Source organism: Methanocella conradii HZ254 (assembly GCF_000251105.1).
Classification (GTDB): Archaea; Halobacteriota; Methanocellia; order Methanocellales; family Methanocellaceae; genus Methanocella; species Methanocella conradii.
Genome location: NC_017034.1, coordinates 389,210 through 408,876 on the forward strand (window position 1 = coordinate 389,210; position 19,667 = coordinate 408,876).

A 19,667-nucleotide genomic window follows, 5' to 3' on the forward strand; every position below is an offset into this window, starting at 1 on the left:
AGGGTAGACTTAAATTTGATAGCCATGCAAAAGCCGATCATCATCTTGAATTATAAGACTTACCTGGAAAGCACGGGGGACAGAGGCAGGGAGCTCACCTGGGCGGCCAGGGACGTCATGCAGGAGACGGGAGTGCGTATTATAGTATGTCCTCAAACGCCCGAGCTTTTCCACCACAAGGGATACGGGATAGAGGTCTTCTCCCAGCACATCGACCCCATAGAGCCGGGCAGCCACACGGGCCACGTGCTCGCCCAGGCACTCATCCACTGCGGGGTCACGGGCTCCCTCATTAACCACTCGGAAGACAGGATGCCCTTGCCTGACATAAAGAAATGCGTGGAGATTTGCCGCAAGAACGGGCTGACCTCCGTGGTGTGCGCCGAAAGCATCGAAAAGGTGAGGGAGGTCTCGCAGCTTAAGCCGGACTTCGTGGCCATCGAGCCTCCTGAGCTTATCGGCAGCGGCATCCCGGTATCGAAGGCCGACCCGGATATCGTCCGAGACTCTGTAAAGGCCGTCACCGACCCTGAAGTGAAGGTGCTCTGTGGCGCAGGGATATCTAAGGGAGAGGACGTCAAGGCGGCCCTCGAGCTGGGCACGGTGGGGGTCCTTCTAGCCTCGGGCGTCGTGAAGGCTAAGGACCCGAAGGCGGCATTGAGGGAGCTAGTCGCCTTCAAATGACCTTATAGTAAAAAAGCATCATGAGGCCGCCTGCCGCAAGCAATGTATAGTTTACCAGCGGGTTGGACCCCCTGAACCACCGGGGCCCTCGCATCTTATTATCGAACGGGCCATAGAGGGGCACCCCCATCCTGGTGAAGGAGTCGAGCAGGACGTGGGACCCGATGGCACAGAAGACAGCCAGGGCGGCATAATATGACAACAGGCCCATATTTAGCATATAGCTAAAGAGCACGAACGTCCCGGCGGTGGCCACGAGGACTGTGAGAAGGCTATGGGTCACCCAGCACCTGTGGAATACTCCGAAGAAGAACTTTTTGTCCATGTCCGGCTTCATAGACATTGCGGCCGCTATCCCCGCAGCCGTGACGGACAGGGACAATGTCTGGAGCGTATCGCCACGCGGCAGGAAATACATGATGCCGAAGAATAGCAGCATTGCGCCGCCAAAATGGCCCGGCCTATCCATAATCCACCCCAAAACAAAAATACCGCTCATGCCACTTATCCTTTACGCAAAGGCTCGCAAAATAAATAATATTAAAGCACCAATATTTATCATGTGATGCTATGCTCGAACCATCCCAGAAGTACATGTCACGCCTCTTCAAGAACGGAAGGGCCATGTTTTTAGCCTACGACCAGGGCCTGGAGCACGGGCCCAAGGATTTCAACGACAGGAACTATAACCCGGAGTACATCATCGATATAGCCCTGCGGAACAAGTTTACGGGGCTTATATTCCACAAGGGCCTCGCCGAGAAGTACCGGGAGAACTACTCGGGCAAGGTCCCGTTGATCGTGAAGGTGAATGGGAAGGATAATATTGCCAAGACGCAGGCCGAGGAGGCGCCTTATTCCCCGGTGGTCTGCTCGGTTGACTACGCCGTGAAGCTAGGGGCAGACGCGGTGGGGTACACGCTGTACGTGGGCTCGCCGCTCGAGGCGCAGGCGATGAAGGACTTCCGTGAGGTGCAGGAAAAGGCCCGCGACTATGGCTTGCCCGTAATTGGCTGGATGTACCCGCGGGGCAAGTACGTGCCTAACGATACGGATCCCACGATAGTCGCCTACGGCGCACGTGTGGGCCTGGAGCTTGGCTGCGACCTGTTAAAGCTAAAATACACCGGCTCGAAGGAGACCTTCAGGAGGGCGGTCGAGATGGCGGGCCGGGCCAAAGTGCTCTGCGCCGGCGGCCTCAAGGCCGAGCTTAAGGTGTTCCTCCAGCAGACCCGCGACATTCTGGACGTGGGCGCAGCGGGGGTCGCAGTAGGCCGAAACGTGTGGCAGAGCGACGACCCTGATAAGGTAGCGAAAGCCCTGGAAAAGATAATATTCGAAAACAAGTCGGTGGAGGAGGCGCTAAAACCTTAATACGTTGTCAGCCTGCTTATAACATCCATCCTGGTGATCATCCCCTTGGGCTTGCCATCCTCGGTGACCAGCAGGCGGCCTACCTTATTCTTGTTCATGATGGCCACGGCCTCGTACATCGGGCGCTCCTGGTCTATTGAGATGACGTTGGGGCTCATTATATCGGTAACGCTATCGTTAGCCTTATCTATGGATATGGCACGGCCTATGTCAGTATAGGTGACCATGCCGATGACGTTTCCATCCTTCTCCACAGGGGCGCCATGGATGTCGTTCTTCGCCAGCACTATTAGCGCATCCTTGACCGTGGCAGTCGAAGGTATAGTGATGAGCCTGTGATTAATATAATCCCTGACAGGCTTCTTGGGTATTGAGATCATCTCGTTGATGCTGCACAAAATGATGCTATTAATGTCATCCCTGCCCACGACCTCGCCGCGGATGACCAGCTTGTTGACCGGCGTGGGGCCGACCTGGATGCTATCTCCGATGTTGAACATCCTGGCGTCTCCTATAATTTTCACGCTCGCCCTGCATAGCTCGGGGTGCCTCACCGTGTTCAGGTCTATCTCGGCCACGTTGGCGTTCTGCACCCTCTCACCATTCCTGTATATCGCCACGTCTGCCTCCTTTTCCATGGGCGTAAGGTTAAGGGCTTCATAGGCCGTGCTGGTGGCCTTATACCCGCCCTTGGGGCCAGGCACGCCCTCGACTAATCCCAGTGCCTTGAGCGACTGCATCTGGTTTCGGACGGTCCCGGGGTTCCGGTCTATACGCTCGGAAATCTCCTCACCCTTGACTGCCCTGCCCTTCTCCCTGAACAGGTTGATGAGCGCAGAAAGTATCTCTCTTTGTATTACCGTTAGCTCCACCATGGCCATCACTATTTAATCATCCAAATTATATCAATAGGCATATATGAGGCTTTTCTCTCTAATAGCCCCTCATTTTTTGTCAATTTTTGTATATTATAATGTTTTTTCGTTATATACTTTTACTTCGCTGGAGATGACGGTTTGATGAGGAAGACGGATGCCAGCGCATATCCCCCAGGCGTTTCGCATGAGGAGCAGCGTCCCCGTGATAATGCCCAGCGGCACGAGGACGCCCAGGTCCATGGCCTGTATTACAAGCGTGGTATAAGTCTCCAGCAGGGCGGGCTCTCTCCCGATATAAAGGGAGTGTATTTGAGCATGCCGCGCAGCGAGTCCTTCGCCGCAAAATATGTCGAGGCCACGAATAAAGTAGCGCCCCCACGGGGATTCGAACCCCGGTCTAGAGCTCCGGAGGCTCCAAGGATATCCACTACCCTATAGGGGCATCTGTATACAGATGTGCTATCTAGGATATAAACTTTGAGATTAGCTCGCCTTTTTGAGTATATCTAGTAAATTCATGACCCCCGCTGCCACCCCTTCGACCTCGATGTAGCCCTTCCCCTTGGCCCCATCTCCGACGACATAAAGGCCTTTGACCGGCGTAAGGTTGCCCATGTCGAGCCCGGACGCTATCCTGTTGACGGGCCAGTCATCCCTGTAGCACTGGACGAGCAATACGGAATATTTTTTATTGGGGAACATGCGCTTAATGTCCTGCAGGCCAAGCTTTATTTCCTCCTGCACGTCCTTAGAGCGCATGGCCTGATGGGTCATGGTGAGGTGCATGCCCTCGGGGGCCAGCGACGGGTCCACATGGGTGACCTCGTTCATGCCGTTGACGCGCTGCGTATATGGGGTGAAGAGCACCCCCGGGTGGCCTACCAGAGGCTCCTCCGCGGCAAGGCATATCTTAATCCCCGCCGACGGCCTTACCTTCTGGAGAGCGGCCGCATACTGGGGCTTCATATACCTCCAGTCGTACAGGTCCGAGGTGAGCTTATGGCCTATATTGGATATCACGATGTCAGCGTCATGTTTTTCCCCGTTAATGGACACGCCTTTGGCCACCCCACCCTCCACTATGACCTTATCGACCTTCGAGCCAAGGTGAATCCGGCCGCCACGAGCCTCGATGACCTTTACGAGAGAATCCACCACGGCCTTACAGCCGCCCATCGGTATGCCGGGCGTGTTATACTTGCCAGGGCCGCCGCCGATGACGTGCTTGATGATCGCGGAGGCCTCGGCAGCGGGCGTATCCCTGGACAGGGTGGAGAGCGCCCAGCCACAGCAGCTATCCGAGAGGGCGAGCCACTCCGGGTCGTTCCACACCATGTCGGCGACGGTACCCTTCTTCTGGATGAGCAGGCCCGCCATAAGCAGCGGTATCTTGGCCTGCGCCGCGGGCGATAAAAGCTCCCTGAAATCGTAAAAGGATATCTGCTGGCCATCCTTATTCATTATGCTGCCATCAGGGCTGCACTTCACTATTTTCACATCTGCCCCTACGTCTGCAAGGAGCTGGGCGAGCGGCCCCGTGGGGCCGTGGGGTATCATGTGCAATGCGCCGGTGGTGAGCTGGAAGCCCTTATAGGGCAGGTTCGTAAAGCGTCCGCCGTATATGTCTAAACGCTCGTACACGTCCACGTCATGCTCTTTCGAAAGTGCGGCACCGGCCAGCAATCCGCCCAGGCCAGCCCCTATGATGGCTACCTTCATGCATCCTCCTCGATTGCCCCTATTGCGCAATAGCCCTTACACTTGCCACACTCGATACAATTCCCGGTAATCCTGCTCACGCCGCACGTCTCGATAGCGTCGACGGGGCAGATCGCCTTACAGTGGCCACAGCCCACGCATGCCTGAGATATCCTCACCCTATCCCTCTATCGTTTTTATTAAAAGCTCCTTCTCCTAATAGTGCTTTTCGGTTATTTCCTGTCCTTTCCATCCCTGCCCGGCGTCTATTTTAACCTTGTGGGCGCTCGCCTGCGCCTTGCGGCGGGCCTGCTCCACCGTGGTGCCGCAGGAGAGCACCACGCCCATCCTGCGCTCCGGGTAAGTCTCGGGCTTGCCGAATATGAGCACGCTGGTGTCGTCATCGTACGCCCCTGCGACGCTATACTGTGGGTACCAGCCCTCGGTGTGCGAGATTATAACGTGTGATGCGGCGCAGCACCTGGGCTCAATCACCTTTTCGTGCCACTTCACCGGCAATCCTAATACCGCCTTCGCGTGTAATGCAAACTCAGAATACCCTAAAGGCATTGAGGCCATTGTCACTAATCCCGTATCGTGCGGCCGGCAGGCCGTCTCATTGGCGTACACCTTGCCCTCTTTCAGGTCTACAAACATCTCGTGGGCGAAAAGCCCGTAGCCGCCCAGCTTGTCCATGATGCGCTGCGAATAGTCGTATATCTGCTTCTCTATCTTCTTTATCGCCTTCTCGTCTCCGCCCTCAATCCACGGGTGCCACGAGGAATGATAGTCGCCCTCTATCTGATAATGCCCGAGCGGCCTGACGAACCTGCTCTCATCCTTGCCTTTCTCGTTTACATACTTCACCGAAAGCTCGGTAATTTCTACGTCAAAGTCTATGAACTCCTCAACTATGATCTTGGCGTAGGAGCCTCTCGCCTTCTCCGCCTCCTTGAACGCCTTCTCCACGTCCTTTTTACTTTTTAAGAAGTATGAGCCTTTGCCGCTGGACGACTGTATGGGCTTGGAGACGCACGGGTACCCTATCTTATCGCAGGCCTTCCTGAAGCTTTCCAGGTCGGTGGCGTACTCGTACTTCGAGGTCCTGGCCCCAGTAGACACTATGGCTTCACGGAGGCGCTCACGGTGCATGGCCGTCCAGACGGCCTTAGCGCACGGCGCCACGAAGTACCCATTCTCCTCAAGCTTGAAGAGCGTGTCTATGTTGATTGCCTCTATCTCGGGTATTATGGCGTCTGGCCTCTCCCTGTCGACGATTGCCATGAGCGCCCTCTCGCTTTTCAAGTTTATAGGATACGAGCGGTGCGCCACCTGCATGCCCGGCGCATTCGCATACCTGTCCACCGCCACTACCTCTATGCCCATGCGCTGGGCCTCTATCATCGTCTCCTTCCCGAGCTCGCCAGCTCCCAAAAACAGTAATTTCGCCCCGTTTGCGTAGGGCGTGCCCAAAATCTTTCTCGGCTTCAGACTCATACTTTGACCTCAAGGAATATTATTATTAATGTCGGAATAGATTAAAAAGCTTAACCTCTATTGTAAATATGATGGTTTGGTAGTGTATTTTCTATTCCAAAGGCTGAAGGGGGGCTTCGCTCTGCCCCCCCTCAGCCTCTAAAAATGAAAATTATTTATATGAAGAGCGATAACTAAATTTCAATTAAATGAAAATAAGTGATGAGAATGAGAGGTAAACGTTTTGAAGATGATGAGAGGGGCGTCGAGGGCCTGCCCGTACGCCTGATCGTAGTACTCGTGGTGGGGGTGATCGCCCTTTCCGCGATGGTGGCCGCCGTGAACAGCTTTAAACCCCAGAGGACGCTCACCGCCGCCGTTACAGAGGTGAGCGGCAAGGATGGCAACCTTCTTCAGATAAGCTCCACGGGCGAGGGCGTGGTCCAGAAGACCTGGACGTGCTACGTGAACGTGACCGACGAAAAAGGCGACCCGGTAAGCGGCGCCAGCGTCATACTGTACGGCCTTGGGGGCGCAGGCTCAGGGGTCACAAATACAAAAGGAGTCGCATACATTAAAAACACCAATAATATTCGCCTCAACGCTAACCAGAACTCCGGCTACCTGACCCTAGAGGTTAGTGCTCCTGGCTTCCACACATACAAGAACGAGAACGCCCTGGCAGTGATAAGGGTGAATTGATCGGCGAAACCAAGAATTCATCGTTTCGCTTTTTAATAGAGTATGGGTATAACCGTGAGAACAATTATAAAGACCCGCATAATATTAAAATAAACAACAATGACATGTTCGTCAAGGCCAGTATAATGCAAGCAATTATCGTTTCGACCCCAGTCACATTGAACGATGTGCTTTTCTTAAGCAGCATCCGAGCGCCGGCGTATATGGCCATAGAGACCGATGCCAGGGCTATGCTTATTATCCCGGCTAGTAGCGCCAGGATGAAGCCAACGATGTTTTCGGCGAAGCTATGATTCAATCCCATTAATAGGGATAGCCCAAGGTAAAACGAAAAGTTAGAAATGCCGCACACTACGATGAAGCGCCTGGGCTCGAGCGGAAAATAGAAGATTATATCAACGAGATAAGAGCTTAAACCCATGTGCACTAAATACTATTTTTTAAAATTAAAGTTTATGCATGGAAAATTGAATTTGAAGGCAGCCACAATGCAGACAGGGGCAGTAAGAACATTCTGTGCTTTAGCCAATTTACTATGGGCTGCATCATGTGTACTCAACACTTTTCTTTCGCCGCTCAATCTCCTCAATGGCATTATCAAGTAACGCTGACATTAGCTTTAAAGAGTATGGCTTACGAATAATGCATAAGCTCTTGATGTGGCTTATGTTATTATCGGAGCTAAACCACTCACACCCCCAGCAAGGCGTAAATATAAAGATGGTTTCTGGGTGGTGGTCATTTATCCTCTCAGCGGCATCGACGCCGTTCATCTCCGGCATCCTATCATCGAGGATTATGATATCGGCAGGGGAGCATTTGTTTTTCTCGACACCTTCGCGGCCGTCCTGTGCCTTATATACCACTTCAAGCTTGTCCGCATAGCGCTTTTCCAAAAAAAGCTCATATAATTTTACTAGATCTGGCTCGTCTTCGATTATGCCAACCTTATACATATCTAAATATGTATAACATACAATAACATAAATTTAACTATATCTTCTAATTTTAGTTAAATACCTAACTTTTTATAATTATATTTAATTGTGTGAGGGGAATGGGAAATATTGACCGTGCCCATGAGGATACAATTCAGATGTCCATCGAAGGCTCCATCATATTTTAAGGAGATGCAGAGAAAATATCGAGGATGCTAAATGAAAAAATAAAAGGGAAGAGAGAGGCGAGGTGGCGTGTCCCAAATTTTCTGTAATTTTTCAGCCTTGAACTTCTAGCCTACCATCACGAAATGATAACGCCATACTTCAAGAGGCTTTTATATATGATAGACGTGAAGGACAGGAAGATGGTGATTGAGCCTATAAAGTAAAATGGCAGATTGTATCTTTGATGATTGTAAATTCAAGCGGCAATATTGCTTATAGCAATCAAGAGGGCGGTTCTGCATATCTTTCTCACTTAAATGGCACTATTAGGCCAATGAAAAATTCGTACAAGCTGTGTAAGAAAATGAAGAATTCTACATCTTGAATATCTATACAACAAGATGTTCATAAATAAACGCTATTAATTATTTTCACCATGCTAATAGAAAGTTTTTTAAATATAATTGCTATAATGGCATACGATTGAGGGGGTTTTAATGCTTACCCAAAAAGAAGCTGATGATCTGTTCAGACTTTTAAAGAGAAAGAAAAATAATGAAGCATACGAGTTCCCATTACCAGGTGAGCTACTTGTCATACCAATCATCTCAAATGATGAAGGCCATGAATTTTTAATCGATGTCAATAGGAGACAAATAACGCAGATGAAATGCACATATCAAGAACGCTATCAGAAGACCATTATCCTCACTCGTCTTGATATCAATGGCCCTCCACATAATAATCCTGCCGCCAATACAATTCCTGTGCCATATCTTGAGCAATACAATGGAAAAACTATAAATTGCCCTCATTTTTGTATTGAGGGCTATATGAATAAATGGGCTATTCCCATGCCCAGTGACAAGTTTAGCAATCCAAATGACCTATATAATACGTTGCAGGAGTTTTTTGCATATTGTAACGTTGTCGACAGGCCACGAGTGAACCAGATTAGGCGATTGGATGAGTACCAGTAACGAGGATTTGATAAATGATTATGTTGATTGGCTCAGGCGGGAGATCGGGTCGAGAAGCGTAAATGGCTACGTTGAGATAACCACGCCTTTTCTGGACCGTCATAATGATCGCCTTCAAATACATGTATTGGCTGTAGGCGATAGTTTAATTTTAACTGATGATGGCTATATTATCAGCGACCTCAAGTCTAGCGGCTTTGAATTGACCACACCTAAGAGAAGGCAAATAGTGGAATCGATACTAAATGGGTTTGGCGCCAGGCTTGAGGATGATAAGATCATCATTAAGGCTAGCCGTGAGAGCTTTGCAAAAAAGAAACATGACATGATCCAGGCAATGCTTGCAGTTAATGACCTGTACGTGATGTCTCAGCCCATGGTAGAGAGCTTTTTTATGGAAGATGTGAAAGCGTACCTTAAGAAGCATGAGATACGATTCACGCCCAAGATTAAGTTTGCAGGGAAGAGCGGTTTTGACCAGACGTTTGACTTCGTCATACCTGCCTCCAGGACGAGGCCTGAGAGGATAATCAAGGCTATCAACTCGCCTGATAAGAAAACGATTACGCCGATAATATTTGCCTGGGTGGACATAAAAGACGTGAGGCCTGCAAACTCTACTGCCTACGTGTTCTTGAATGACAGGGACCAGGAGGTTTCTGAGGATGTCATGAGTGCCTTTGAGAAGTATAACATGAGGCCGGTGAGGTGGAATGAAAGAGAAAAGGTGGCAGTAGAGCTAATGGATTAAATGATGATTTAATTAGTGATTAGCCCAAATACATTAAACCTGCATATATAGACTAAAATGTATTGAAATTGCTAATCTACCTCTTGAATATTAGTTATAATAACTAATTTTTTCTACACTTTAATAATCGATGAGGGGTTTTTTCGATATATTTTTATGCAAAAAATATCATAGTTACCATCTATGAAACAAAGGCTAACGCTAGATGAGAAAAAGGAACTTGTAGAAAAAGTCAAAGAATTAAGCAAGAGTGAGAAGATTAGCATTAAAGAGGCCTGTAACCGGTTGAACACGCCTTTTTGGAAGTATTATGGCGCCTTGAAATCGATTAAAAAAGAGAATAAAAAGGCGAGGGCTGAGGCCAGAGCAGTAGCTGCCAGCCCTGCTAGTGGCGAGCTAAAAGTCGAGATGGCTTTGAAGGGAGAGGCCGCCAGGATTGTCAGGGAGTATGCTGACGCCTATAACGTGGAGCCTGAAGTGGTTTGTAAGATATTGCTTATCGATGCTTTGAAGGAGAAGAAAAAGCCGGTTCTGGAGTGAAAAGGGATTTTTAAATTTTTACGTGGGTGATAAGGGAGTTTATTGAATAAAGCAATCCTTTTAAGTGAGATAAATTTAAGATACCCCGTGTCTGTGTTTTTATGATATAATTTTTTTATATTGTGTGTTTTTTGTTTGTCTTGATGTAATTTGGCCAGGCCTAATAGTTGTGTCGCAGGAGTTACCTGCCAGAATAGTGAGTGCTCCTACTATCCTGCTGAAGAGGGAAAGCATATTGTTAAAGCGCTGGGCATCAGGTGTAATAAAAAGATGCCTTTAGAGAAGGCTCTACCGCCTCCTGGCTCTGCCTTATCACGAAAGCATGATTATTGCCTAATGCCTCCTTCGCGTGCTTTAGCCGCTCTTCCGCCTGCTTAAGATACGACCTCGCCATCTCGATATTATCCAATCCGTATCACGTCCCCAAAATGGTAATCAGGCTTGAGCACCCAGTACCACTTTTTACCCATCCTTATCCGCCTGGAGCCCAATTCCCTGAGCCTCTCTCTCACCTTTTCAAGCACTTTCCCGAAAAACCCATCCTTATCATATACGATAACTGCATCCTCGACCATGTCCTATAATGGCGAGACCTTTGACGCCTCCTCAGGCGTCAACAGGATAGGCGAAAGGCTAACACTATACCCCTGGCCAGATAGCTCATCCAGGTAGCCGTCCAGCGCCTTTTCGACGCCGATGAACTCCTGCTGCCTTTCAAGCCTGCTTTTCGGGAGCGAGCCTATCACCAGGAGAAGGTCGATATCGCTATCCTTTCTAGCCTCCCCCCTCGCCACAGACCCAAAAACCACTAAAGATATCAGCCTGTCCCCATATGCGCTCATCAATTCGCTCAATAACCTATTAACGAGCGAGCGGTATGGCTCGGCTATTTTTTGTAAAGCCATCTATCACTATCTCCGGGTTTCTTGTTTGAGCCAAATAACTAATGTACTTTTCTTATATAAAATATGGCCGCCCGGGGACTAGCAGGATAGTATAATAAAGATCGGAATCTCTCAATGATATAACATCGAAGCGGCATTCGCCGTCCTCGTATATTTCCAGTAGAGGCCGTCAGGTATTAAAAATTTCGGATTTAGCAGTTACCGGATAAAAGTTATCCCCATAGACAATGCATTCAATCTGCGTATACTCGTTCCTCGGGATTTTAACGGTGGCTTCCGCCCATCCAGTAGAGCCTTCAGGAAAATCGCCTAGACTAATAGTGCTATCTGGTGCCCATACCCTATTCTCGCCCTGGCTCAAAGCAAGGGCAGCGATGTACACCGAAGCATTCCTGGCAGTACCCGGGCCAAGGTTCTTTATATCGCAATGGACACGATAATAGACAGATGAAATATCATACGACGTTAAAGTACTAGTAAACGTTATATTCATCTTCGGTATCTGGACCATTGGCAGGATCTGCGCCTGAGAATTCTTATACTCATCCGGTATCTGCCCTATTTTCCAGTTTTCACCGGTCGTCTCGAGATAATAGTACCTGGCGCCATTATACTCGTAGTAAGTGCCAGGGTAATCGTTTGAGCATTTTACTCCGACGGCCATGTGTCCAGGTAAGTAGATCAACACGACGCCGAACCCCATTTCATTGAGCATGGCGGCCGTTAATATCGCCGTATCCTCGCAGTCCCCGCCATTATCCACTAGCGTTTCAATAGGATAGCGAGGATATTCGTCATAGCCGATCGTTACCTGGTCTGAAGTATATGGCAATGACTGTACAAAGCACACGACGTTCATCACGTTATCATATTCCGAGTATCCGTTTTTCGCTCCTACGTTTTTAAAATCATCAATCATGGTTTTTATCGCTTGCCGGTCGTAATCAGATAGAGCATATTGGGCGTAATTGCTTTGCCGGTTATGGGGCTGCTGTCTATAGTAATCGTATAATGATTTTGGTATTGATAGGGTGTACGTCCACTGCGTGCCTTTATAGGCCCATGCATAGTTCCTTGTATAATATTCGATAGAAGCTGCCGGGGTCGGGATGGGCATCGGCGTGCTAGCATGGGTTGGTTGTACCGAGCCTTTGATAGACATGGCCGTAGTATTAGACGAGGGCACAGGTGTTGGCATGGGAGTCGGCGTGCTATTTACGAATGCCCCTGTAAGACAACCACATAATAATACAGAAATTAGAATTATCAGGAGCAAAATTGGAAATTTATGGTTCATTGTTACAAAGGCCCTCATATTTTGTAGCTTAAATATTAATTTTTTATGAGCCAATGGCTTAAGTAGATATCGATAAATATTCTAGTATTTTTAGTAAAAACAATTCTTGTAGTTATGCAGCCCGGAGGTTATCGGAAAGGCATTATGGAGGGCTCCGCCTGTATTAAACATGATTATGAGGACGGTTATGAGGTGAATGGGGATTGCGGCGACACTACAGGCCGTCCTTGAAAAGCACTGCCCTTGCAGGTACTATTATACATTTAAATGTATGCTTATGCATTATATTGGATAATCTTATTGGGTATTATCATAAAAATCCATCATACTATCGTTGTGACTATTCAAATCAGCTTGCTAGAGCCGTATGGCCGCATGCCATGAACATTTCATTTTCTTAATTTCTCCTGTATTCCACGGCGACAGGGGTGGACTTTTTAGTGACCATGCCTTCTTTTCAAGGGATTCGAGTATCTACAGGCGCCGAATGGAGATAAGCCTGCGCGGCGGGGGACATCACGGATGTGGAGACGCACGTTTAGGCAGTCGAAGAAGAGACTAAGGGCTCTTGTCGCGTTATCTTCAGTTAACACGTGTAGTATATTGTTGACAAATGTTATTTATAGAGTACACTATAAGCGCAACCGATCTATTTCTTAATGGGTGAAGACGCCTTGTTTAAGTTGTGGCTTCAATCATATACATTCGTTAATATGATTTCAAAATGGTAGACGTCCAGTTGTGATACAACTACAGACGAGCGCTAGTGCAATCAATATCGCTAATATGAGAATTACTCCGATAAGATTACCAAGTAACCTCAAGAACCCTTCAACAATCTCGACGATTCCCTTGATTATTATATCAATAACCAATTTTCACACCTCTCATTTTTATTATTTACATATCAAGTTTAATTAACACGTACTATAATATATAGTTTTTTAATCGCTTAATGGGTTGAATTTGCTCCTATTATCGTAACCACGAAAGATACTAGTCAACATGGTATTGAGGTCGATGTAAGTAGTCAAAGAATAGCTACAATTGTTCTACCATTAAAAAACAGAGTGTGCCCCGTATTGCATACCGGAAAGCTGAATGAAATTAGTATATCAAGGCAGTGGGATGGCATGAGTCGATGTCTCTTCTGATGGAAAGACAGTAGTTGCAAACGCCCGAGAAACCATTTACAACCGCAAAACTCGTCGGGCAGTCACTCTTGATGTAAATCAATAGGTCTTGATCACCAAAGATAATATTGGCGAACCTGAACCTATGGACCAGAGATTTTACAAGGCACAAGAAACTATGTTCAATTTAGGCGCGTTTGGTAGGACTGAAATGTATCAGCAAGTTGCTGAAAAATCGGATGCCTTGCTGGAAGCCTCTCTTATGGCGCTTAGATCCATGGCTGAACAAACAGGTCAGGATTTTGAAAAACTGAAAGAGAGGGCAATACAACAACATCAAAGGCATAAGCAATGGGCTCAATCTGAAGCCGAAAAATATGCTGGAACTTTTATATACCGCAAAGCCCATAATGAGCAATAGTAGGGATATTGTCTTCGTCAACGCTCTATATGCCGGAACCGCTATCTGCTCATTGCAGGCAAAAAAGAGGAAAAAATTATGAAGAGCATTAAATATGTAGGGGCTATACTGTTTGTATTGGTCTTAGTAATATTTTCATCCTTTTGCTGTGGCAAGAAAAACGCTATCCCATCACCTACTGAGCCAGGTATAAACCCGAATCCTACATTCACTTTACAAGGTTTCAACATAGCAGCATGGGGCAAGGATTGGTGGCACGATGATGTATTGGTAGATGAGGCTTTAAGATTTGCTATTGAAGAAGGCTCAAATTTTGTAGTGTTAGATTGGCCAGTAAATTTTTATGACGATGGTAGAATGGTGCCCCTGGATGCAAGTACCAGTTTACATCCATACTGGGATGATATCAGGAAGGTTATTGCTAAAGCCAAAGCTAAAGGATTGTATGTCATGGTCAAGCCTCATGTCGTACTATCCAGCTCGGCTGAAAATAGAAATATCTGGAATACCGATGTAAATATTTTTAAGCCGTCCAACTTTTTCCCTGCCTACAAAGCATACCTTATTCAGCTAGCTGAATTTGCCACTCAAAATAAAGTGGACGCGATTTGCATCGGTACAGAGATGAACCATCTTGATTGGCAGTTTCGTGATGAATGGGTTGATTTAATTACTACCATTCGTCTTAAATTTGCTGGCGCACTTACCTACGATGCACTTTTTAACAGATGGCATTATGACGTTAAAGATATTGATGAAGTGATATTCTGGGATCAGATGGATTTTATCGGCGTTTCATTGTACGTACCTACCACTACCGATGACGACGCAAGTGTAGAAACATTAAAACAAGGCTGGTTCGAGGATTTAGGAGACTGGTTTGAAATCGACAATGTGATTGTCTACTTAAAAGACATATCAAATCGCTATAATAAGCAGATAATGGTGCTGGAAGGTGGATACCCAAGTATTACCGGCGGACTATATTTACTCAATGCTGACCCGTCTGAGGAAAAATATGCTAATTACGATTTGCAATCACGTGGTTTAGATGCTTACCTTAGTGTTTTAGATGAAAACAGGGAGAATTGGCTCAAAGGGGTAAGCCTTTGGCAAATAACACCACACATGATACGACAAGAAGCGTTGACTTCTATTTATCATACACAAGAGTTTACAGTTTACAAGAAACCTGCTGCGGAAGTTGTCAAAAAACATTACATTAAACACTGATAACTAAAACTTTTTTTTCAAAAATGTCCGGCATACAGTTCGGAAGCGCAAAGAGCTTTTTCTCGACCGTCACGCAGGGCAACCGCCAGAAGTGTAGCACTGAGGGAACATCACACCTTGCAACAAGGAAAACATGCGATTCACGGTAGACGACGGTAAAGGCCATGTGAAGACCGTCGTAGGCAAGGATACCGGATAAAAATTCGAGCTGTCAGCCCTGGCGCCAAACGCCGCTTCGGCATCCTTCAGGTGTCTTTGGGCGGTAATGACCGACCTTCTAGCGCTTTCGACATCAGGATCCGTTCTTCGAAGGCCTCTTCTAAAGCAATCGTCGATGGTCTTCACTTCAATCCCGCCCCGTATAGCAGGACATGCCGCTTGATGACGTTTTTATAAAAGGCATCATCTTTCTTAGCCATGGCACGCCATTCGCCAGGCTTAAAGACCGCCACGTTTACCTCTTTTCCAAGCCTATTCTCTAGCTCCCTGACCGCGTCCATGAGCGTCTCCATTTTCGATGGCGTTACGACGAGAAAGTCCACGTCGCTGTCCTCATCGTACTCTCCGCTGGCATAGCTCCCATAGAGCGCCAGGGAAATGATATTTTCATCAGCCTTCATAAACGCTTCCCGGGGGCTCGATGAAAGTATTAGGTCGAGCCCGTAGGCCTTTTTCAGCGATATGATGACGGGATTAGTAACGTCTAACTGGTAGTAGTGTGCCAGCCCCTTTTCTTCTTTTAATAAATATCCCTTCTTGTGGTATAATTTTACGGCGTTGTTCACACTCGTCGGGCTGACCTTTAGCTTTCTGGCAAGCTCATTGACGTTGATAGAAACCCTAGGACTCGATAAGAAGAACCCCAAAACCTTCAGGTCTACGTATTTGTTGAAGGACTCGAGCATTATCCAGACTTATGTACTATTATACATTTAAATGTATGCTTATGCATTATAATGGATAATACATTCGAGAAAGATGGGAGCATTGGGACTCTACAGAGCAACATTGGCGAATGCAGAATAAAGTTCGTATGCACGATAAAAAGAAACACTCTAGTTGTGATAACTGTGGAGGAATGCAAATGAGCTTATGCCCGATATGTGATACGCCCATGAAAAAGGAGCGGAGAGAGCTGCGGAAAGGCATTTTTGCCTGGGTTGAAGTATGCCCAAAATGCGAAGAAGAATGGATAGATGAGAAGGGATATGAAGAGCTATACGAGCATGTTAAGATATATCAAAGATTGAAAGATAAAGATAAAGTCTATAAATTTGAAAAATATTTTATTAGTGACTATCCTATAATATGAGTTGATTTTATGTGCGAATTATTTGGGGTCTGCGCCAATAAAGCCGTGAATATTAATTTCACATGGAGAGGGTTCTACCTGAGGGGTAAATATCAAAAAGATGGATGGGGGATCTGTTTTTATGAGGGGAAATCGGCCAAGGTGTTAAAAGAGCCAAAATCCACATTAAAAAGTGATCTTGCAAAATCTTTTCGTGATAATAATAACAATATAATAAGTAATATATTTATAAGCCATGTAAGATATGCTACGCAGGGTAAAAATTTACACGAAAATACTCATCCATTTGTGAGAGGGTTGAATGGCAGAGAATGGGTTTTTGCGCATAATGGAACGTTATATGGTTATAAGAGCAAACAGCTTAGCTCATATTTACCAGAAGGAAGCACCGACTCAGAGTATGCATTCTGCTATCTTCTCGATAATATTAAAAATAGCAAAGATACATGGGAAACGATTATTGAAGTCTCAAATGAGCTATCAGAATTAGGTTGTTTCAACTACCTTTTAAGTAATGGGGAAAAATTGTATGCACATGCATCTGGTAATAATCTTCATTATCTACAGAGAAAACCTCCATACGACGATATTATAGCAGAATTGGTGGATGAAGATTTTAGGCTATTGCTTGGAGATAAGAAATCAAGGGATGAAAAAGCTGTAATTATAGCTACCAATCCCTTAACAAATGAAAATTGGATAAGCATGGAAAAAGGCAGGGTATATGAATTTGAAAATGGAGAATTAAATAGGACATCTTAATTAAACATCTTAACACCATCGTTTTTATGATATAATTTTTATTTATTTTGTATTTTCCTTCACTTGCGGGTAAATATTCTGAAAATAGTATTTTCCATAAGCAGTTCTTGGCATCCTAGACTATTATGGCCAATTCACCTGTCGCCATATGGCTTGATATAAAAGAAGACCATGATGACTGGGCCTGAAGTACAGATAATAGTATTGGATGAGTTTATATCAACGATAATAAGGTGTTAATAATCTCTTCTATTTCTTTTCTCCCTATTTTTCCATATCTTTTAATAGATGATATCTGTTCAGGTATGCAGGTTAAATGTTGCCGTAAAAAACTTAACTCTGCTAATTTATCGCCTAAATAGTAGAGATCGATATCTCTTCCGCCATGGTTTGGGTCTAATAATGCGATGATATCTGCATAATCTTTTACAAGTTTACCTTTCCCCCACTCCACATCATTATAAAGCCCATTTTCGATACGATATTTCCTATCATAAGCCGCCTTTAGCTTGTACAGTAAGAGAAGTGTCCTTTCAGGTATCCGAGCATTAGCATTCCTAATTTTTACCTCCCTATACCTATCGTTGATCTCATTAAAGCTTAAAGTCTCTTTTCTTCCTAAAAAATTACATGGATCTGATGTGGTAGCGAAGTCGATGACTATCTCGCCGTAATCCGTTCTTTTGGATACTGTGGTACCGTTCTCGTCGGTATGTGGCTGGTATCCTTTTTTAGACGTTAAATAGTGCTTCAGGCTACTTCTGGTGTCGCTATTGGTCACCAGGTCGATGTCTATGGACTTAAGCGTGTCGTTATAGGCGTAGACGGCCCACCCACCTACAAGGAATGTCTTATAGGAGCCCCTCCTTTCTTCTCTCTCATTAACCCACCGCAAGATTGTCTCTAGCTCATCGAGCGATAAGTCAAAAATTCTGGGGTCCACGCTATAGGGCTGCATACTTTTCAACCATCTTCATAGTAACGTCTTTACCAGCATACCCCAGTCCCGCAATGTCTAACAGTGTTTGGGCAGGGGATACAACGGTTACATCTTCAAGCTCTCTTGCCTCTTTGAAGACACCCCTGTCCGGCATATATAGCCTGATAGCCACCCCGTCTTTTGCGATATCCTCGGACAATAAGTCGATAAAGCTGTCCATATCCTCTTTTTTTACATATGCATAGGCCGTATCACCCCTGACGGCATAGCCGGTGTATAAGCCGGCCGCGGTATAGCTCGTGAAGGCGCAATCTATGTTAGCATTTTTCATGACTTGCGAGACGTAACAGGCTGCCTCGAACGCGCTATTTTTATCGACATGGATCTCACGGACGAACAAGTCCTCAAACGGACGCTCCCAAGCAACACCGTTTAGCAGCTTGTTTACATCCCAAATGGCGATATAGCCGTCTTCCCTTGTAGCGATCCCTTGCGATAGCAGGGCTTCGATAATCTTATGTGCCCAGCCATATGAGACATTGTTTTTAAGGGCTAGCTGCCTTATCGAAGCAATTTTTTCTTTTAGCAATGAGGATATGACAATCCATGACTTCTCAGACGTAAGCTTGACTCCGGCAGAAGGCTTCGCCTCTTCCATTCCTGGTATTTTTGCTCCTGACGGGAGCAGAAGGACATCGATGCCCGCTGCCTTAGCTATCGCCTCTTCAAGAGGAGCGGATGTTTTACATACTATCAGAAAATGATAGCTGTGCCTATCGCTACGCTTGCTGATTAAATCCTTATATAGGTTAATCACGGATACCGCTACCATCGATAGTTTTTTCTTTACCTCGATGACGTATCTTTCCCGGCCATCGTCAATGATCAAATTAGGCCTTATACTGATAATGTCATCTTTAATGAGGAAATCCGGATTGTAATGGGCTTTAGGGCTGAGCTTAAGCTTTCGCCATAAGAACTCTCTCAGGGACTCATAGAGTTGCTGGCTCTCAGACATAGATAATTATCATTAATCAGTGATACTATATAAATGTATCAGTGATATGTATCGTTTTTTAGTGATAATATATGAAGATATCAGTGATAATTTGAGTCCTTTTAGTAGCGCTATAGAGTTATTTATATAGTGAAAATCTAGCTTGTATTATCCTATTAAGCAGTATTAAGGTATTATATCATGGTAAAACCTTATAGCTGCGCTTTCTTTTTGTGCAAACCTTCGATAAGGGACAGCATCCATACTCCCAATTCGTGTCGCTGCAATGGGCCTCGTCCTCATTACACCAATTCCACCAGGATATTTTGGGTACAGCTCTCGAGCCCTTAGCACTACTGCTTTTTTCATATCAGAGGCATGGTAATACTTTTTATTGGCTTCTGCCTTAACAAATCCCTCCTTAAAATACCCTGATCACCTGTCTATCGGCCGGAATATCGATGCGCTTCCACCCATT

The 19,667-nt window shown here is 46.1% G+C and carries 23 protein-coding genes, 1 tRNA gene and 1 pseudogene; 11 read left to right on the forward strand and 14 right to left on the reverse strand.

Features of this window, described 5'->3' with window-relative positions; genetic code table 11:
- The first annotated feature begins 24 nt into the window (after nt 1-24).
- The gene (gene tpiA / locus MTC_RS01920) at nt 25-684 is read left to right on the forward strand and encodes a triose-phosphate isomerase (protein WP_014404991.1); all 660 of its coding nucleotides are present in this window, start codon (nt 25-27) and stop codon (nt 682-684) included.
- Here the strand turns inward: tpiA and MTC_RS01925 are convergent.
- On the reverse strand, nt 677-1,153 hold the full coding sequence (locus tag MTC_RS01925) for a metal-dependent hydrolase (RefSeq protein WP_048188855.1): 477 nt from the start codon (nt 1,151-1,153) through the stop codon (nt 677-679). The two genes, tpiA and MTC_RS01925, sit on opposite strands and share 8 nt — an antisense overlap.
- Nucleotides 1,154-1,254: 101 nt before the next feature.
- On the opposite strand from MTC_RS01925, the gene MTC_RS01930 reads away from it, so the two are divergent.
- Nucleotides 1,255-2,058: a class I fructose-bisphosphate aldolase gene (locus MTC_RS01930; protein WP_014404993.1), complete on the forward strand. Its 804-nt coding sequence runs from the start codon at nt 1,255-1,257 to the stop codon at nt 2,056-2,058.
- On the opposite strand, the gene MTC_RS01935 is transcribed toward MTC_RS01930, so the two are convergent.
- The 5 genes from MTC_RS01935 to purT form a co-directional block, all read right to left on the reverse strand.
- Nucleotides 2,055-2,930 carry a CBS domain-containing protein gene (locus tag MTC_RS01935; RefSeq protein ID WP_048189494.1) on the reverse strand — a complete coding sequence of 292 codons (876 nt, stop codon included), beginning with the start codon at nt 2,928-2,930 and terminating at the stop codon, nt 2,055-2,057. The two genes, MTC_RS01930 and MTC_RS01935, sit on opposite strands and share 4 nt — an antisense overlap.
- Nucleotides 2,931-3,306: 376 nt before the next feature.
- Nucleotides 3,307-3,378 (reverse strand) — tRNA-Arg (locus MTC_RS01945).
- A gap of 41 nt (nt 3,379-3,419) precedes the next feature.
- Nucleotides 3,420-4,655 (reverse strand): phytoene desaturase family protein, encoded by a 1,236-nt coding sequence (locus tag MTC_RS01950; RefSeq protein WP_014404995.1) that lies wholly within the window; start codon nt 4,653-4,655, stop codon nt 3,420-3,422.
- A complete protein-coding gene (locus MTC_RS01955; RefSeq protein ID WP_014404996.1) occupies nt 4,652-4,813 on the reverse strand; it encodes a 4Fe-4S binding protein in 162 nt (53 codons plus the stop codon). Before MTC_RS01955 ends, MTC_RS01950 begins: the two co-directional genes overlap by 4 nt.
- Nucleotides 4,814-4,850: 37 nt before the next feature.
- Nucleotides 4,851-6,131 (reverse strand): formate-dependent phosphoribosylglycinamide formyltransferase, encoded by a 1,281-nt coding sequence (purT, locus tag MTC_RS01960; protein WP_014404997.1) that lies wholly within the window; start codon nt 6,129-6,131, stop codon nt 4,851-4,853.
- Between the two features lie 207 nt (nt 6,132-6,338).
- On the opposite strand from purT, the gene MTC_RS01965 reads away from it, so the two are divergent.
- Nucleotides 6,339-6,812 (forward strand): carboxypeptidase regulatory-like domain-containing protein, encoded by a 474-nt coding sequence (locus MTC_RS01965; protein ID WP_014404998.1) that lies wholly within the window; start codon nt 6,339-6,341, stop codon nt 6,810-6,812.
- A 64-nt stretch (nt 6,813-6,876) separates the two neighbouring features.
- Here MTC_RS01965 and MTC_RS01970 read toward each other — a convergent pair whose 3' ends face one another.
- Complete coding sequence (locus MTC_RS01970; protein ID WP_014404999.1) at nt 6,877-7,233, reverse strand: hypothetical protein; 357 nt, start codon at nt 7,231-7,233, stop codon at nt 6,877-6,879.
- Between the two features lie 124 nt (nt 7,234-7,357).
- Nucleotides 7,358-7,768 carry a response regulator transcription factor gene (locus tag MTC_RS01975; RefSeq protein ID WP_014405000.1) on the reverse strand — a complete coding sequence of 137 codons (411 nt, stop codon included), beginning with the start codon at nt 7,766-7,768 and terminating at the stop codon, nt 7,358-7,360.
- A 647-nt stretch (nt 7,769-8,415) separates the two neighbouring features.
- Between MTC_RS01975 and MTC_RS01980 the strand changes: the two genes are divergently transcribed.
- The 3 genes from MTC_RS01980 to MTC_RS01990 all read left to right on the forward strand — a co-directional run bounded on the left by MTC_RS01980 (nt 8,416) and on the right by MTC_RS01990 (nt 10,189).
- Nucleotides 8,416-8,898, forward strand: coding sequence for a DUF6978 family protein (locus MTC_RS01980; protein WP_014405001.1), 483 nt, complete (start codon nt 8,416-8,418; stop codon nt 8,896-8,898).
- Nucleotides 8,885-9,649, forward strand: coding sequence for a DUF1829 domain-containing protein (locus tag MTC_RS01985; protein WP_014405002.1), 765 nt, complete (start codon nt 8,885-8,887; stop codon nt 9,647-9,649). The genes MTC_RS01980 and MTC_RS01985 overlap by 14 nt, the downstream gene beginning before the upstream one ends.
- 183 nt (nt 9,650-9,832) lie before the next feature.
- Complete coding sequence (locus MTC_RS01990) at nt 9,833-10,189, forward strand: hypothetical protein (RefSeq protein ID WP_014405003.1); 357 nt, start codon at nt 9,833-9,835, stop codon at nt 10,187-10,189.
- A 253-nt stretch (nt 10,190-10,442) separates the two neighbouring features.
- Here the strand turns inward: MTC_RS01990 and MTC_RS12980 are convergent, their stop codons facing one another.
- From MTC_RS12980 to MTC_RS02000, 3 genes and pseudogenes are all read right to left on the reverse strand, one after another.
- Nucleotides 10,443-10,598 carry a HEPN domain-containing protein gene (locus MTC_RS12980; RefSeq protein ID WP_202798143.1) on the reverse strand — a complete coding sequence of 52 codons (156 nt, stop codon included), beginning with the start codon at nt 10,596-10,598 and terminating at the stop codon, nt 10,443-10,445.
- Nucleotides 10,591-11,094, reverse strand: a pseudogene (locus MTC_RS13790) (nucleotidyltransferase domain-containing protein). Before MTC_RS13790 ends, MTC_RS12980 begins: the two are co-directional and overlap by 8 nt.
- A 169-nt stretch (nt 11,095-11,263) precedes the next feature.
- Nucleotides 11,264-12,013 carry a transglutaminase-like domain-containing protein gene (locus MTC_RS02000; protein WP_143767032.1) on the reverse strand — a complete coding sequence of 250 codons (750 nt, stop codon included), beginning with the start codon at nt 12,011-12,013 and terminating at the stop codon, nt 11,264-11,266.
- A gap of 190 nt (nt 12,014-12,203) precedes the next feature.
- Here MTC_RS02000 and MTC_RS12985 point away from each other — a divergent pair, with 190 nt between their 5' ends.
- The 3 genes from MTC_RS12985 (at nt 12,204) to MTC_RS02010 (ending at nt 15,178) form a co-directional block, all read left to right on the forward strand.
- Entirely contained in the window at nt 12,204-12,440 is a 237-nt protein-coding gene (locus MTC_RS12985) for a hypothetical protein (RefSeq protein WP_143767033.1), read from the forward strand.
- A gap of 1,193 nt (nt 12,441-13,633) precedes the next feature.
- Nucleotides 13,634-13,945: a hypothetical protein gene (locus MTC_RS02005; RefSeq protein WP_143767034.1), complete on the forward strand. Its 312-nt coding sequence runs from the start codon at nt 13,634-13,636 to the stop codon at nt 13,943-13,945.
- A gap of 78 nt (nt 13,946-14,023) precedes the next feature.
- The gene (locus tag MTC_RS02010; protein ID WP_014405006.1) at nt 14,024-15,178 is read left to right on the forward strand and encodes a glycoside hydrolase family 113; all 1,155 of its coding nucleotides are present in this window, start codon (nt 14,024-14,026) and stop codon (nt 15,176-15,178) included.
- Between the two features lie 341 nt (nt 15,179-15,519).
- Here the strand turns inward: MTC_RS02010 and MTC_RS02015 are convergent, their stop codons facing one another.
- Nucleotides 15,520-16,083, reverse strand: a complete 564-nt coding sequence (locus MTC_RS02015) for a nucleotidyltransferase domain-containing protein (RefSeq protein ID WP_014405007.1) — start codon at nt 16,081-16,083, stop codon at nt 15,520-15,522.
- A gap of 179 nt (nt 16,084-16,262) precedes the next feature.
- Here MTC_RS02015 and MTC_RS13570 point away from each other — a divergent pair, with 179 nt between their 5' ends.
- Complete coding sequence (locus MTC_RS13570; protein ID WP_014405009.1) at nt 16,263-16,490, forward strand: TFIIB-type zinc ribbon-containing protein; 228 nt, start codon at nt 16,263-16,265, stop codon at nt 16,488-16,490.
- A 9-nt stretch (nt 16,491-16,499) separates the two neighbouring features.
- On the forward strand, nt 16,500-17,252 hold the full coding sequence (locus MTC_RS02025; RefSeq protein ID WP_014405010.1) for a class II glutamine amidotransferase: 753 nt from the start codon (nt 16,500-16,502) through the stop codon (nt 17,250-17,252).
- A 214-nt stretch (nt 17,253-17,466) separates the two neighbouring features.
- Here the strand turns inward: MTC_RS02025 and MTC_RS02030 are convergent, their stop codons facing one another.
- Both MTC_RS02030 and MTC_RS02035 read right to left on the reverse strand, forming a co-directional pair.
- Nucleotides 17,467-18,195: a hypothetical protein gene (locus tag MTC_RS02030; RefSeq protein ID WP_237705942.1), complete on the reverse strand. Its 729-nt coding sequence runs from the start codon at nt 18,193-18,195 to the stop codon at nt 17,467-17,469.
- A 1-nt stretch (nt 18,196) separates the two neighbouring features.
- Complete coding sequence (locus MTC_RS02035) at nt 18,197-19,210, reverse strand: hypothetical protein (protein WP_014405012.1); 1,014 nt, start codon at nt 19,208-19,210, stop codon at nt 18,197-18,199.
- Nucleotides 19,211-19,667: the final 457 nt, after the last annotated feature.